At 48.9% G+C, this 15,031-nt stretch carries 14 protein-coding genes; 11 read left to right on the top strand and 3 right to left on the bottom strand.

What is annotated here, in order from left to right; genetic code table 11:
- Positions 1-32: 32 nt before the first annotated feature.
- Positions 33-3,002 (bottom strand): ribonuclease E, encoded by a 2,970-nt coding sequence (gene rne / locus H5715_RS08050; protein WP_075185193.1) that lies wholly within the window; start codon positions 3,000-3,002, stop codon positions 33-35.
- A 1,009-nt stretch (positions 3,003-4,011) separates the two neighbouring features.
- Between rne and rluC the strand changes: the two genes are divergently transcribed.
- The 3 genes from rluC to H5715_RS08035 are packed head-to-tail and all read left to right on the top strand — an operon-like array spanning position 4,012 to position 6,079.
- Positions 4,012-4,944 carry a 23S rRNA pseudouridine(955/2504/2580) synthase RluC gene (gene rluC / locus H5715_RS08045; protein ID WP_175574249.1) on the top strand — a complete coding sequence of 311 codons (933 nt, stop codon included), beginning with the start codon at positions 4,012-4,014 and terminating at the stop codon, positions 4,942-4,944.
- 2 nt (positions 4,945-4,946) lie between these two features.
- Positions 4,947-5,582, top strand: a complete 636-nt coding sequence (locus H5715_RS08040; protein WP_075185194.1) for an HAD family hydrolase — start codon at positions 4,947-4,949, stop codon at positions 5,580-5,582.
- Entirely contained in the window at positions 5,582-6,079 is a 498-nt protein-coding gene (locus H5715_RS08035) for a GNAT family N-acetyltransferase (protein ID WP_075185195.1), read from the top strand. Before H5715_RS08040 ends, H5715_RS08035 begins: the two co-directional genes overlap by 1 nt.
- A gap of 55 nt (positions 6,080-6,134) precedes the next feature.
- Here the strand turns inward: H5715_RS08035 and H5715_RS08030 are convergent, their stop codons facing one another.
- Together H5715_RS08030 and H5715_RS08025 are read right to left on the bottom strand one after the other, a co-directional pair.
- Complete coding sequence (locus H5715_RS08030; protein WP_075185196.1) at positions 6,135-8,036, bottom strand: ATP-binding cassette domain-containing protein; 1,902 nt, start codon at positions 8,034-8,036, stop codon at positions 6,135-6,137.
- Between the two features lie 17 nt (positions 8,037-8,053).
- Positions 8,054-8,668, bottom strand: a complete 615-nt coding sequence (locus tag H5715_RS08025) for a Maf family protein (RefSeq protein ID WP_075185197.1) — start codon at positions 8,666-8,668, stop codon at positions 8,054-8,056.
- A 98-nt stretch (positions 8,669-8,766) separates the two neighbouring features.
- Here H5715_RS08025 and H5715_RS08020 point away from each other — a divergent pair, with 98 nt between their 5' ends.
- The 8 genes from H5715_RS08020 to pabC all read left to right on the top strand — a co-directional run bounded on the left by H5715_RS08020 (position 8,767) and on the right by pabC (position 15,031).
- Positions 8,767-9,339, top strand: coding sequence for a YceD family protein (locus H5715_RS08020; RefSeq protein ID WP_075185198.1), 573 nt, complete (start codon positions 8,767-8,769; stop codon positions 9,337-9,339).
- A 67-nt stretch (positions 9,340-9,406) separates the two neighbouring features.
- Positions 9,407-9,589, top strand: a complete 183-nt coding sequence (gene rpmF / locus H5715_RS08015) for a 50S ribosomal protein L32 (RefSeq protein ID WP_075185199.1) — start codon at positions 9,407-9,409, stop codon at positions 9,587-9,589.
- A gap of 2 nt (positions 9,590-9,591) precedes the next feature.
- Positions 9,592-10,602: a phosphate acyltransferase PlsX gene (gene plsX, locus H5715_RS08010; protein WP_075185200.1), complete on the top strand. Its 1,011-nt coding sequence runs from the start codon at positions 9,592-9,594 to the stop codon at positions 10,600-10,602.
- Positions 10,603-10,643: 41 nt separating this feature from the next.
- Positions 10,644-11,591, top strand: coding sequence for an ACP S-malonyltransferase (fabD, locus tag H5715_RS08005; RefSeq protein ID WP_075185201.1), 948 nt, complete (start codon positions 10,644-10,646; stop codon positions 11,589-11,591).
- Between the two features lie 18 nt (positions 11,592-11,609).
- The gene (gene fabG, locus H5715_RS08000; RefSeq protein WP_075185202.1) at positions 11,610-12,353 is read left to right on the top strand and encodes a 3-oxoacyl-ACP reductase FabG; all 744 of its coding nucleotides are present in this window, start codon (positions 11,610-11,612) and stop codon (positions 12,351-12,353) included.
- A 202-nt stretch (positions 12,354-12,555) separates the two neighbouring features.
- Positions 12,556-12,792, top strand: coding sequence for an acyl carrier protein (gene acpP / locus H5715_RS07995; protein ID WP_011468112.1), 237 nt, complete (start codon positions 12,556-12,558; stop codon positions 12,790-12,792).
- A gap of 147 nt (positions 12,793-12,939) precedes the next feature.
- The gene (gene fabF / locus H5715_RS07990) at positions 12,940-14,172 is read left to right on the top strand and encodes a beta-ketoacyl-ACP synthase II (RefSeq protein ID WP_075185203.1); all 1,233 of its coding nucleotides are present in this window, start codon (positions 12,940-12,942) and stop codon (positions 14,170-14,172) included.
- Between the two features lie 16 nt (positions 14,173-14,188).
- Positions 14,189-15,031 carry an aminodeoxychorismate lyase gene (gene pabC / locus H5715_RS07985; protein WP_075185204.1) on the top strand — a complete coding sequence of 281 codons (843 nt, stop codon included), beginning with the start codon at positions 14,189-14,191 and terminating at the stop codon, positions 15,029-15,031.

Here is a 15,031-nt window from a genome sequence, read left to right as displayed (position 1 = left end):
CTTGGCCCGCCGAGTTAATGAAGTGGTATCGGCTATAGGTTGGAATCCGATGTTGTTGTCGTTTCGGCTGCTGGATTTTGCTGCCGCTTGGCTCTGGGGTCGTTCGCTGGGCGCTTGATGTCGCGAGGTTTTCGCTCAATTTTCGCGGGCTCCCCAGTGTTCAATGGTCGTCCCATATGCACACTACTGGAAACACTTGTGATGAGTGTGTTGGCGACGGGCTTGGGCGCTAAGCGTGGGTCGTTGGAGGTGCGGGTAAGTTCGCGTTGCGCTGGTATTGATACTGGCTCTACGGCTTTTACAGGCTCTTTCTCAGCGGTTTCATCAACAGGTTTGGCCTCTACTTTTTTACTGGCCTTTGCTGCTGTTTCTGTGGCTGGAGTGAGTTCCAATTCGGCCTGGGCGATAGATGGCTTGTTTTCGATTTCGGCCGCGGGCTCTTCTGGTTTAACAATCACTTTCGGTTCAGCGGGTACCTCTTTCTTAGCTAAAGGCGCCTCTTTCACCGTTGAGGGTGCCTCTTTATCCGCTGAAGATGCCTTTTCCCTGTTGTTCTCTGGGGCTGGGGCATCTTTTACTTGCTCGGAAACAGCAGGTCTCGAGGTTTTGGGGGTGCTAACCTGCGGCTCTGCAACAACTGCAGGTTCAACGGGTTTTGAATCGGTGTTAGCGTTAGTGCTTTCAGTTACCGCTTGCTCATCGGTGGAGGGCTGTTGGCGGTTATCTTCACGACGGTTTCGATTACGATTGCGGTTGCGGCCACGACGTTGACGTGTATCGCCACGTTCATCGTTTTTGGCCTCATCATTTGCCGGTGCGGACACTTTGGCTTCAATCTCATCATTACCGGTTTGTTTGCTCTGGTCTGCTTCAAGCTCGCCGATGGCCTGTTGGCTTAGTCCAGCTTCTACCTCAGGCAATGGGCCGCGCTGACGCTGCTGTGGGCGCCCTCTACGATTTGATGGGCGTTTGTTTGGGCGATCTTCGTTGTTGCTTGTGCGTCCGTTTTCAGCGGTGACCTGACTGTTGTTTGCAGTTACAGACTTATCGGTGTTATCTCCAGTGCGCGGGTTGCGGCGACGGCGCTCTGGACGCTCCCCTTGTTGCTGATCGCGATCACGTCGGTTAGATTCTTTTGGGGCGCGTTGACCGCTGGTTTCTTTATTTTCAACTTCGCGCTTATTGTCTCGGCCACTCTGACGATTGTTGTCGCGATCGCCTTGGCGGTTGTTTCGGCGATTGCTATTGCGGTTGTTGGTGTTGTCGTTGCGTTTCTGGTGCCCGCGACCTTTGCTTTTTGGCTTGCTTACAGGCTTTGCCTCACCTTTAAACAATTCGCCAAGTGCTTTAAGCACCTTAGAAAGTAAGCCAGGTTCTTTGGCTGGTGTCGGTGCAGGCTGCGCAGGCGCGACCTGTTGAACTGCTGGTTTTGGCATATTGTCCGCGGGCGCAGCTTTCACTTCCACGATATCCGCAGTCTCTTCGCCGTTTAGCTCGATCTGGTAGCTGATTTCAGTTGCGGATTCGTTGTCATCACGCAGTCGCTGAACTTCAAAGTGTGGAGTAACCATATCGGTGTTGGGTAAGATGGTTACACGAGTGGAGTGTCGTTTTTCGATATCGTAGATAGATTGACGCTTCTCGTTGAGAAGGTAGGTTCCAACGCTAACGGGTACAATGGCGCGAATAACAGCACTACGTTCTTTCTGAGCTTCTTCTTCTACTAGGCGGATAATCGATAGAGCGATGTTTTTTGTTCCGCGAATGGTGCCCTGGCCACTACAGCGTGGGCAGACTTTTGAGGTGGTTTCACCCAGTGATGGACGCAAGCGCTGGCGCGACATTTCAAGTAGTCCGAATCGGGAGATTCGGCCTACTTGAACTCGGGCCCGGTCCATATCCAACGCGTCGCGCATACGGTTTTCCACCGCGCGCTGGTTGCGTACTGGCTGCATATCAATAAAGTCGATGACGACTAAGCCACCCATATCGCGCAGGCGCAACTGACGGGCGATTTCGTCTGCGGCTTCTAGGTTGGTTTGTAATGCGGTTTCTTCAATGTCACCACCTTTAGTCGCGCGGGAGGAGTTGATATCAATACTAATCAAAGCCTCCGTCACATCTATAACAATAGAGCCGCCGGAAGGCAGTTTAACTTCGCGTTGAAAGGCCGTTTCAATCTGGCCTTCGATTTGGAAGCGGTTAAACAGGGGGACAGACTCTCCGTAGAGCTTTACCTTGCTACGGTAGTTAGGCATTACTTGGTCTACAAACGTGGTTGCGAGATCGAATGCTTCTTGGTTGTCGACAATAACTTCGCCTATATCCGGGCGCAGGTAATCTCGAATGGCGCGAATAATAACGTTGCTTTCCTGGAACAAAAACTCAGGTGCGCTGGATTCGTTTGCCGCTTTTTTTATATTGCCCCACAGTTGTGTGAGGTAACCCATATCCCACTGCAATTCCTCGGCAGAGCGGCCTACACCAGCGGTGCGTACGATAATACCCATACCTTCTGGGATATCGATTTGGCTCAATGCATCCTTCAGTTCAGAGCGGTCATCGCCATCAATGCGACGTGAAATTCCACCAGCACGCGGATTGTTGGGCATAAGAACGAGGTAGCGACCTGCAAGGCTTATAAAAGTGGTGAGAGCGGCGCCTTTGTTGCCTCTCTCTTCTTTGTCCACCTGTACAACAACTTCCATGCCTTCCTTTATAACATCTTTGATTCGAATGCGGCCTTCAATGTCGCGGGGTTGCTTTATGAAGTATTCGCGGGAGATTTCTTTAAGAGGGAGGAAGCCATTACGGCCGTTGTCGTATTCGACAAAGGCTGCTTCAAGAGAGGGCTCAATTCGGGTAATTTTACCTTTGTAGATGTTGGCCTTTTTTTGTTCTCTGTGACGATTCTCGATGTCCAGGTCGTATAACCATTGGCCATCCACTAGTGCTACGCGCAGCTCTTCTGGCTGGGTAGCGTTGATTAGCATTCTTTTCATTAAACAGTGTCTCAATGTTGCGCGGCAAACATCGAAGGCATTGGGGAGGGAAGTAAACGAATACGACTGAATTGATTAACCGGATGACGGAGCAAAACGCGGGTATAGCAGCTTTCTGTTAGCCATTCGTTTCGCTAAAGCTTAAAAGCTTTGTACGAGATTGAAACGAAAAAAGCGTGCCTTGTGGGCACAGTTACAGTTGGCTATAGTAGCTGATTTTCCCGTAATCGTAGTAACACTGAACTTGTGGCAGTTGCGCGGTAGGCGCAGTCGCTGTGTGCTGTAGCGGTGCCGAGTTCTATTTATTACTCTTTATCATCCTATAACCGCTTGTGTTTGATTCAGGCCTCTAGGGCTTAGCGGTTATTTAGTTATCAGTTTCAGCGGCGATGTAAGCTTTGGGCGGCAGAGGTGTTGAGTGGGAACAGGCAGACGTCAGCCTAGTACTCGATTCAACATAACCTTTTTTGTTTTCTGTCTGCACGTCAGTACTGGTACAGGCTGTATACAACCTTACCCGTATGAGCATAATGCGCAGAAATCAGAGCTGTGCAAACAGCAATTTTATGAGCCTTTATCTAACTTTAGGGTTCTAGATGGCTCCAGGCACAGCTACCTGTTGAAACAAAAGGTTCTCCGTCGGCAAGCCTGCCGATCAGTTTATTTCTTAGCAATGCACGATCTAATTCGCGCGATAGTTTCAATATAGCCCAAGCCTATTAGCTTGGGCACCTTAATTTAAAATTCTTGGCCTGCGGGCCCGGTAAATGTTTTTAAGAGGGTATCGCAGGCTTGATCTCTGCTGGGCGGGCTACCTGACGGGTCAATTGCCCTTGTGAGCGCTTCCCGCACAGCTGGACGAAATATAGCACTCTTATACAAGTCTTTCAATTTATAAGGCCTTCCCTGTTAGCGGTCGCTCGCCCCAGGCTACGTTTTGTGTGTTTGTGTAGGGTGCGTTAATTGTTATGATGGCGTCCCTTCAGTTGTCTCTCACATCGCGGAATCTATGACCAGTAAAGTCCAGTTAGTTACCATTACCGAAGATGCCGAAGGTCAGCGATTGGATAATTTCCTGATATCGCGCTTGAAGGGTGTTCCGAAATCAATGATCTACAGGATTATTCGCAAGGGGGAGGTGCGTGTTAATAAGGGCAGAGCCAAGCCCGAGAGAAAGCTTCAAGCGAATGATGTTGTTCGCATTCCACCGGTCAGAGTATCTGAAGGGAAGGTGGAGGTTAAGGCAAGTGATGGCCTGCGAAACCTGCTGTCGGAATCCATTCTATATGAAAGTATAGGATTGATCGTTGTTAACAAACCCTCCGGGCTTGCGGTGCACGGAGGTAGTGGTATCAGCCTGGGTTTAATCGAATCGTTAAGGCAGATGCGAACGGAAAATACCTTTTTGGAATTGGTGCATCGATTGGATCGCGACACCTCCGGCTGTGTGTTGGTGGCCAAAAAACGTTCGATGCTTGTGTATTTGCAGAATTTGTTCCGGGAAAAGAAGCAAATTGACAAGCGCTATTTGGCATTAGTAAAAGGTCGTTGGCCTAATCGCGCCAAGGTGGTGGAGGCGCCACTTCAGAAAAATGAGCTGCAAAGCGGAGAGCGTGTAGTGCGTGTAAGTCTGGAGGGTAAGGCGTCCAAAACCGAGTTTGAGGTTGTTCAGCGTTATGAAAATGCAACCTTAGTGCAGGTAAAGCCCATAACCGGGCGAACCCATCAGATTCGCGTTCACGCTCAGCACAAGGGGCACCCGTTAGCGTGTGATGACAAATACGGTGATGATGATTTTGATCGTGAAATGAAGACGTTGGGATGTAAGCGGCTGTTCCTTCACGCTGCGTCGTTGTCGTTTAATTTGCCCACCGGAGAGGCGTTGTTTGTTGAGGCGCCGCTGCCGGATGATCTACAGATTGTACTAGATAATTTGGAGTAACCGTGCTGTATATTTTTGATTGGGATGGCACCATTAGTGACTCTGCGGCTAAGATTGTGCGTTGCATGCGTTCGGCTACGCAGGCCGCGGGTTTGGTCGACAAAGACGATGACGAGATAAAAAATATTATCGGTTTAGGTTTGCCTGAGGCTATTCGTGCTATATACCCACAAATAAGTGATGAAGATTTGGAGAGGGTGCGGCACGGGTATTCATCGTTTTTTACGGCTGCGGATGCGACGCCGTCACCATTTTTTCATGGTGCGATGGATGTTCTGCAGGCGTTGGCTGATGCCGGCCACACGCTAGCAATAGCAACGGGTAAAAGCCGTCGAGGGTTGGATCGTGTACTGCAAAAGCTGGATTTGAATGCTTTTTTCCACGGAAGTCGTTGTGCCGATGAGACTGCGTCCAAGCCGAACCCTAAAATGTTGTTGGAGCTATTAGCAGAATTCGGGGTATCTGTGGGCGAGGCTGTTATGATTGGCGATACAGAATACGATATGGCCATGGCTAAAAAAATTGATATGCCGCGTATTGCTGTTAGTTTTGGGGCTCACCATATTGATCGGTTAAAACCCTATAAGCCTGTAATGTGTGTCGATCAGTTTCAGCAGATTTTGGAGTGGAGAAAATAATGTTGGATAATCTCTTTGTGGTCGTAGCTGACTACTCACGCTTCGAGCATAAAAATGCGATTGCTGAAATGATGAGAGGCTATTCTGGTGACGATATGGGGGGAGGGGAGCCTCTGTCTGAAGAGCATTGCGGAAAAATAGCTAGCAGTTTAAGTGATTTTGGGCAGGCTGTAACCGTTCTGGTTTTTTCCGATAAAGAGAATGTTAAACCGGTTGGTATTGCTACTTCTCTAAAATCTTTTTCAACCTTCTATTTGAAACCCATTTTAAACTTGCACGATGTTTTTGTAGTAGATGCTTGGCGTGGCAAGGGTGTTGGGGGTTTATTGCTGGGCAAGACGGAAGAGATCGCAAAGAATATGGGCTGTTGCAAGTTGACGCTTGAGGTCTTGAATAATAATCTTTCTGCTAAAGCGCTTTATAATAAAAATGGCTTCAATCCTTATCGGTTGGCGGAAGAGGCTGGTGAAGCAATGTTTTGGCAGAAGCGAATATAAAACTTTTCTTGAGCTATAACAGGTTTGGGGTATGAGTAATATACCCTCTGTAGCACTATAAACGATTAAGCTGCTTTTCCAGTTCTTCTTTTTCTTCGCTGATTTCCATCCATTCCATCTCCACCTCTTCTTGCTCTTTTTTGTGTTCACCCTGCTGCTTCAATAGCGGGGCGAGCTTTTTCGATGCTCCTGTATAGAGTTCCGGATCGGATAGGCTGTGTTCTATTTCTGCCAGCGAGGTTTCAATAGCGGCAAGTTTTTTCTCGAGCTTTTTCAACTTATTGGAGAATGGGGTTAGTTGTTTACGAATCTCCGCCTGCTGCTGTCTCAGTTCTTTCTTGTCCTGTTTAGATGAGGGCTTCGTGGTGTTCTCGGCAGGTTCCTGCTCCTCTTCCTCATCGTTTAGTAGCCAGTTTTGGTAATCGTCAAGGTTGCCGTCGAAGTTGGATACTTTCCCCCGGTCTACCAGTAAAAACTGATCAACGGTTGTTCTTAGTAAATGGCGATCGTGGGATACGATTACCAGTGCGCCTTCCCATGCTTGAAGAGCGAGCGTGAGCGCATGGCGCATTTCTAAATCTAGGTGGTTGGTGGGTTCGTCGAGCAATAGCAGGTTGGGTTTTTGCCAAGCAAGTATGGCCAGTGCCAGTCTCGCTTTTTCGCCGCCAGAAAAGTGCTCAATAACTTCAAAAGCACGGTCGCCTTGAAACCCAAAGCTGCCGAGGAAGTTGCGGATCTCCTGTTCGCTGGCTTTTGGGGTTAGGCGTTGTAAATGCAGGGCACAGGACGCTTGTAGATCCAGCGCTTCAAGTTGGTGTTGAGCGAAGTAGCCACATTTTAAATGGGTCCCTTCGATTAGTTGTCCGCCAACTAACGAGAGCTCGCCCGCAAGTGTTTTTATTAGCGAGCTTTTTCCTGCACCGTTGTGGCCCAGCAACCCGATGCGGCTATCGCCTAGTATGCTAAGTTCAATATTGGCGACAATGGTGTTGTGTTCATAGCCAATTGCTGCTTGATCCATTGTTAACATGGTTTGCGGGATGCGTTCAGGCGTGGGAAAGCTAAAACTAAACGGGGAGTCGGTGTGAGCTGGCGCGATTTTTTCCATGCGCTCGAGTTCTTTTAGCCGACTCTGCGCCTGCTTTGCTTTAGTGGCTTTTGCGCGAAAGCGTCGTACGAAATTTTCAATTTCGGCAATGCGAACTTGTTGTTTTTCGAATTCAGCGGTTTGTTGTGCTAACCGTTCTGCTCGTTGTTTCTCAAACGCCGAATAGTTGCCGTTGTAGCTGTTGAGTTTTTGCTGCTCGATATGCACGATACCATTCACTATGTTGTCGAGAAAATCTCGATCGTGAGAAATAATCAGTAAAGTGCCGCGGTAGTTTTTTAGCCATTGCTCTAGCCACAGAGTTGCATCGAGATCGAGGTGGTTGGTGGGTTCGTCCAATAGAAGTAGGTCGGATCGACACATCAGCGCTCGCGCAAGATTAAGTCGAATCCTCCAGCCGCCGGAAAAATCTTTGACCCATTTATTACTGTCCGTGGTTTTAAATCCCAGTCCGTGCAGTAGGCGCTCTGCCCTGGTGTTGGCGGTGTAGCCGTCTATGGCTTCCAAGTGCTGGTAGAGTAAGGCCAGCTTTTCACCGTTATCGATACTATTTTGAATATCGGTTTCCAGTAATCTCAGTGGTTGGTCGCCATCGATAACATAGTCGATGGCCTGGCGATCACCCGCTTGAACTTCCTGTGCCATATGAGCCAGTTGCCAGTCACCTGGTATTTGTAGCTGGCCGCCATCTTCCGCTAGTTCGCCCAGCAAAAGCTTGAACAGCGTTGATTTGCCGCTGCCGTTAGCGCCGACGATACCCCATTTCTGCCCAGGGAAGATGGTGAGGTCTGCTTCTTCCAGCAGAAATTTATGGCCTCGTTGAAGACTGACTTTTTGTAGTTGAATCATAGGGCTCGAATAAGGGGTTAGATGGGCTGTACACCCAGTTGTTGAAGGAAAGTGGTCAGGCGGATTAACGGGAGGCCGATCAGTGCGGTAGGGTCGTTGCTGTCGATAGATTCAAACAGTGCGATGCCCAGTCCTTCACATTTAAAGCTGCCTGCGCAATCCAGTGGTTGTTCCTTCTTTATATAGCGCGCAATTTGTTCGCGGCTCAGGGGGCGGAACTTTACTTTGGTGCTTACGGTGTCTGCAAGCATTTGCTTAGATTCTGTATCTAGCAACGCTAGGGCAGTGTAGAAAATAACGGTTTTACCTTGGCAGAAGGACAATTGTTCAATAGCTCCAGATTCAGTGCCGGGTTTGCCTAGGAGTCGTCCATCACAGCTGGCCGTTTGATCCGAGCCTATAATCAGCGCGTGCTCCGTGATTTTTTGGGCTAGAACCCTTGCTTTGCTCTCTGCGAGCCTTAGTGCCAGAGATTCGGCTGCTTCATTTATTCTGTGGCTTTCGTCGATGTCGGGTGATATTGCCTGAAAGGGGAGGTTCAGCTGCTGTAATTGCTGCTGTCGATAGCGGGAGCCAGATGCCAGAATTAGCCGCTTTTGCAGTATGAAGCCCTGTTTTTCGTTTGTTGACATTATAATGCTCGTTTTTGGGGTGCCTTTTGCGGAAAAACGCCTTAGGTTTCAAGGTTTTCTTTGACATGGAATAGTCAATTCCCTATCATCGCGCGCTTATGTCAGAGGGTACCCCTATAAAACAGCTTCCGAAGCTGGTTGACCCCAGAAAACTCGCTCATTTTAACGCCAAGTTGGTGGGCATTGTACCTGAGGAATGTCTGCCACGCTTACAGGATGCCACGTTCAATTCCGGAATTGATTCGGAAGAAGGCAGGGTTATAAGCGCTGAACTGGAATTCTTTCGGGATGAGCAGGGACGGCGAAGATTATCCGGCAATGTTTCGGCTTGTGTAACGCTGGAGTGTCAACGCTGTTTAGAGCCCTTTGTGCTTAACATTGCAACCGAGGTCAACCTCGCAGTTGTGCTTGATGAAGAACAGTTGGAGATGTTGCCGAGAAGCCTCGACCCCTGGCTGATTAGTGAAGAACAGGGAGATTTGCACTCGGTACTGGAAGATGAGCTGTTGTTGGCTTTGCCGGCATCACCACTTCACGACTTCGAGTGTATCGATGCTAGCCGTTTATCGGTTGGTGACGAAGTAGAAGAGACCCAGGCAGCAAGTGGTGATGAAGATAATCCCTTCAGTGTACTCGCCAGCTTGAAGCAGGATTTGAAAAAAACAGATTAACGGTGAGTCCCCAAGCAGAGCTTACGCTCCAGTGTAAGTCGGTTTGATGTGATACCAGGAGTAAATTATGGCAGTTCAGAAGAGCAAGAAAACCCGTTCAAAGCGTGGCATGCGTCGTTCACACGATGCTTTAACCGGCGCTACTTTGTCCGTAGATCCAACCACTGGTGAAAAGCACCGTCGTCATCATGTGACTGCTGATGGTTTTTATCGTGGTCGTAAAGTGATTGATATTGCCGACGACGAGTAAGCTTGTCGCAACCAATACATCTTTCTATTGATGCGATGGGCGGGGACCAAGGTTCCCGCCTTGTCGTTTTGGCCACGCTTGCCTTTCTAAAATCCCGCCCCGATGTTGTCGTCACCCTGGTTGGTGATGAGAGCGACATTCAGCAGCATATTCCTTCTACGGTTGGTGAAAGCCTGCTAGCACGTATTTGTTTTTTACATACAGATAACACGGTGGGTATGGCCGAAAGAGCCGGTGATGTGCTGCGTTCCAAGCAGTCCTCCTCTATGTGGCAGGCCATTGCTCTGGTGGCAGATGCAAAGGCTGATGCCTGCGTGAGCGGCGGAAATACCGGCGCACTGATGGCGATTGGTTGCAAGTTGATAAAAACGTTTGATGGTGTGCGTCGCCCCGCTATTTGTAAGTTGATCCCCACCTATACGGGTACCAGTTTGTTGTTGGATCTCGGTGCCAATATCAATTGCTCGGCAGGGCAGTTGGAGCAGTTTGGTGTGATGGGGAGTGCTCTTGCACAGTTGAGTGGCGTAGCCAAACCTTCGGTAGCCTTGTTGAATATTGGTACCGAACGAAGTAAGGGCAGTAGTACCATTCAGGCAGCGGCGGAAGCTCTGCGTCAGCGAGAAGGGATTAACTTTACGGGCTTTATTGAAGGTAACGATCTCTATTCCGGCAAAGTGGATGTTGTGGTTTGCGATGGGTTGGTGGGAAATGTTGCTCTCAAGGTTAGTGAGGGTGTGGCCAATTTTGTGTTCAGCAGTTTGGCTGAGGCGTTTCTCTCAAGTTGGTGGGGTCGTTTTTCCGGTTGGATGGCACGGCCAGTCCTCTCTCATTGGCGTCGATCTTTTAATCCATCCCGCTATAATGGCGCCGCTTTTCTCGGTCTGCGTCGCACGCTGGTGAAAAGCCATGGTGGTGCCGATCAATTGGGTTTTGAGCAGGCGTTACATGTTGCAGTTACCCAAGTGTTGGCGCGGATACCCGAGCGCATTGAATCCTGCCTCAAGCAGGGGTAATAATCTCCTTTTTATTAAATTAATTATTCAGGTTTTGAGTTATGAGTAATAGCGAACAGCTCGCTTTTGTCTTTCCGGGGCAAGGTTCACAAAAAATAGGCATGTTGGCCGATATTGCCGAGGTAAACCCTCTGGTGAAAAAAACATTTGCCGAAGCGTCTGCTGCTTTGGGTTATGACTTGTGGGAGCTGGTTCAGTCCGGGCCACAGGAAAAGTTGAATATGACTGAAGTGACCCAGCCTGCGTTGCTGACTTCGAGTGTCGCGCTATGGCGTGTTTGGCAGGATCTAGGTGGTACTATGCCAGTTCGAATGGCCGGTCACAGTTTGGGTGAGTGGTCTGCATTGGTGTGTGCTGGTGTTATAGGCTTTACCGACGCGGTTAGGCTGGTGCGTGCTCGTGGACAATATATGCAGGAAGCCGTTCCCGCTGGTGTTGGTGCTATGGCTGCTATTATTGGTTTGGCCGATGAGCAGGTAGAGTCTGTGTGCACGCAAGCCTCTGGTGCCAGCGATGTTGTGTCACCGGTTAACTATAATTCGCCTGGTCAGTTAGTTATTGCCGGTCATAAGGCCGCTGTAGAAAAAGCGATGGTGTTGTGTAAGGAGGCAGGAGCCAAGCGAGCCTTGCCGCTACCTGTAAGCGCGCCTTTCCACACTTCTCTTATGAAGCCAGCAGCAGATCGATTGTCAGCAGAAATCGAGGCAACAGAATTTCAAGTGCCCACCATACCAGTTGTTCATAATGTAACCGCTAAAACCGAGAGCGACCCAGCTAGAATCAAAGCCTTGATGGTAGAGCAGATATACTCTGCTGTGCGTTGGGTGGAGTGTGTGCGGGCGCTGGCAGAGCACGGTGTTACGGTCACGCTGGAATGTGGCCCTGGCAAAGTGCTGTCAGGCCTGAATAGGCGCATTGAGAAAAGTTTGCAAGCTTACAATATCGATACTGCTGCAGCGCTGGAAACCAGTCTTGCTGAGTTAAAATAAAAACGAGGATTCTTACCTATGTCATTTGACGGAAAAATAGCTCTTGTTACTGGTGCCAGTCGAGGCATCGGTGCTTCCATCGCCGATACTCTGGGTGCCGCCGGTGCAATAGTAATCGGTACGGCCACTTCGGAAGCCGGTGCTACTGCGATTGCAGAGCGCTTTGCCGAAAAAGGTATTCAGGGTACGGGTATGCAGTTGAACGTAACCGAAGCTGAATCTGTTGCTGCTCTGCTGAAGGCGATTACCGACCGGTTCGGTACGCCCACCATTTTGGTGAATAACGCAGGTATAACAAAAGACAATTTGTTGATGCGTATGAGCGAGGAAGAGTGGTTTGATGTTATCAACACCAACCTAAGCGCCATCTATCGTCTAAGCAAGGCTTGTCTTCGGGGTATGATGAAGGCTCGCTGGGGGCGTATAGTGAATATCAGCTCAATTGTTGGTCAGATGGGTAACGCTGGTCAGTCCAACTATGCGGCGACCAAAGCCGGTGTGATGGGCTTTGCCCGCTCCCTGGCCAAAGAAGTAGGGTCGCGCAATGTAACGGTTAACTCTGTAGCGCCTGGCTTTATTGATACAGACATGACTAAAGTGCTACCAGAAGAGCAGAAGAAGGCGATGTTGGGGGCAATTCCTCTAGCGCGTTTGGGGCAGCCTGAGGAAATCGCTAATGTGGTTAAATTCCTGTGTAGCGACGATGCTAGCTATATTACGGGTGAAACTCTGCATGTGAATGGTGGTATGTATATGTGCTAACTTATTGTTATCAAACAATAAAATAGCAAAACAACAATAAATTTGTAGAGATGCGTTACAACGCGAAGAAAATCGCGTTAAAATGCGCGGCACGTGTAAGCCGGAACACTGATTTTTGCCGTTGTGTGGCGTTTGGGTACGGCTTAGCAAATGTTTATTTAACGGCTTCACTGAAGGTTATGATTAGGAGTTAACTAAGATTATGAGTAGCATCGAAGAACGCGTAAAGAAGATTGTTGCGGAACAGCTCGGCGTTAAAGAAGAAGAAGTGAAAAACGAAGCGTCCTTCGTTGAAGACTTAGGCGCAGATTCCCTGGATACTGTTGAGTTGGTTATGGCTCTTGAAGAGGAATTTGAAACTGAAATTCCTGACGAAGAAGCCGAAAAAATCACCACTGTTCAGCTGGCGATCAACTACATCAACGAAAACCTGGCATAATTCGTCGGCCTTTCGATTGACCCTATACGCAAAAGCCGTATCTATCTTGCATAGTACGGCTTTTGTTGTTTCTGGAACCTTTGTTTATCGGATTCAGCGCGGCCTGACAGGGTGGGCTGCTTAGTTCATTGTATTTGGAGGATATTTGTGAGTCGAAGAAGAGTTGTAGTTACTGGGCTGGGTATGGTTACCTCAGTGGGGCACAATGTTGAGGAAAACTGGCGGTCTATTCTGGCCGGTAAAAGTGGCATTGGGCCTATTACATCCTTTGATGTTTCTGCTTTTTCAACTCAAATCAGTGCTTCAGTGCAAGGCTTGGATTTATCTCCCTATCTGAATGCTAAAGATGCTCGTAAACAGGACCTGTTTATACAGTACGGTATGGTGGCTGGTATTCAGGCGATGGAAGATTCAGGTATTGTTATAACGGATGAAAATGCTGCGCGCATGGGCTGTGTGATCGGCTCAGGTATCGGTGGCTTAGGTTCGATTGAGGATACCGCCATCACAATTAAAGAGCGTGGGCCCCGGCGAGTATCTCCCTTCTTTGTTCCCGGTGCGATTATTAACATGATTGCCGGTAATCTTTCGATCCGATACGGCTTCAAGGGAATTAATCTTGCTGTTACCACCGCGTGTACCACGGGTACCCACAGTATTGGTTTGGCCGCGAGGGAGATTGTATATGGCAGTGCGGACATGATGCTCGCGGGGGGGTCCGAAATGGCCACTACGCCTGTGGGAATTGGCGGTTTCGGTGCGGCGCGCGCTCTCTCGAAGCGTAATGACGATCCTCAGGCGGCAAGTCGCCCTTGGGATAAAGGGCGGGACGGTTTCGTTCTGGGTGATGGTGCCGGTATTTTGGTTCTCGAAGAGTATGAGCACGCGAAGAGACGTGGGGCTAAAATCTACGCAGAGTTATGTGGTTTCGGAACCAGTGGTGACGCCTACCACATTACTTCGCCTTCCGGTGATGGAGCGGCATTATCCATGAGAAATGCTCTCGCCGACGCACACCTAAATCCGGATGCTATCGACTATATAAATGCTCATGGTACCTCTACTTCTGCCGGCGATAAGGCCGAGTGCGGTGCGGTGAAAGACGTTTTTGGCGATCACGCCGCTGCTTTGGCTGTAAGCTCCACTAAATCGATGGTCGGACATTTGCTCGGTGCAGCCGGTGCCGTTGAAGCAATCTACAGTATATTAGCTATTCGTGATCAGGTCGCACCACCCACGATAAATCTTGATGACCCTGATGAAGGTTGCGACCTGAATTTCGTTCCCCATACTCCACAGGAAATGAAAATCGATACAGCTATCAGTAATTCTTTTGGTTTCGGTGGAACCAACGGAACCCTGTTGTTCAAAAAAGTGTAATTAACGCGATTGAAAGATGGATATAGACGAGGGAGGCGAGGTTTTACTGCTCAATGGTGTAGAGGTAGAAAACCGTTGTTTGTCTGTCAATAACAGGGCTTTTCTATATGGAGATGGAGTTTTCGAAACTCTGCGGATTGTTGTCGGCAAAATTCCGTTCCTGTCGCAGCATCTCCAGCGCCTGCAGCGAGGCTCAGCTGTATTGGGCTTCCGGCTCGAGATAGCGCTTGTTTCACAGTACTTGGCCGCGATTCAGCAACGTATAGGGGGCAGGAGTGGGGTATTGAAAATTCATGTCAGTCGCTCTGTTGGTGTACGGGGCAGTTATTCCTATAACAATAACAACGCAGATATTTTATTGCAGTTTACACAAAATTCGTCACTAAAGGGGTGGATTCAAAACCCCGTAAGCTTAAAAACCGCTCCCGGAGCATTAACAAAAAATGCATCCTTATCAGGAATTAAACACCTCAGTCGTTTGGATTATATTGTCGCGAGTAAAAACATCACTTTAAAGGCTGATGAGGAATTATTGTTTTTGGATGATAGCGGTAATATTGTAGAAACCATGCACCACAATATTTTCTGGTTAATACGCAGTGAGTTATTCACGCCGGATGTATCAATGGTGGGTGTTAAAGGCGTTATGCGTGAACGAATTATCGAGATAGCAAAACAGGAGTTGGGGGTACGTACTCAAATTGTTTCATGCCCTATGGAACAATTTGAATTTGCGGGCGAAGTATTTTTGACGAACGCGGTCCGGGGTGTTGTTCCAGTTGCTGGTATTAACCAGCTGGCCTATAGCGAACACTCCTTTGCAGAGCGGGCAGCGAATTTATTGCAGATGTATTGCTGA

This window comes from Teredinibacter haidensis (assembly GCF_014211975.1).
Lineage (GTDB): Bacteria > Pseudomonadota > Gammaproteobacteria > Pseudomonadales > Cellvibrionaceae > Teredinibacter > Teredinibacter haidensis.
Note: the sequence above shows the minus strand (reverse complement) of the source record. Positions and strands in the feature narration are given on the sequence as shown.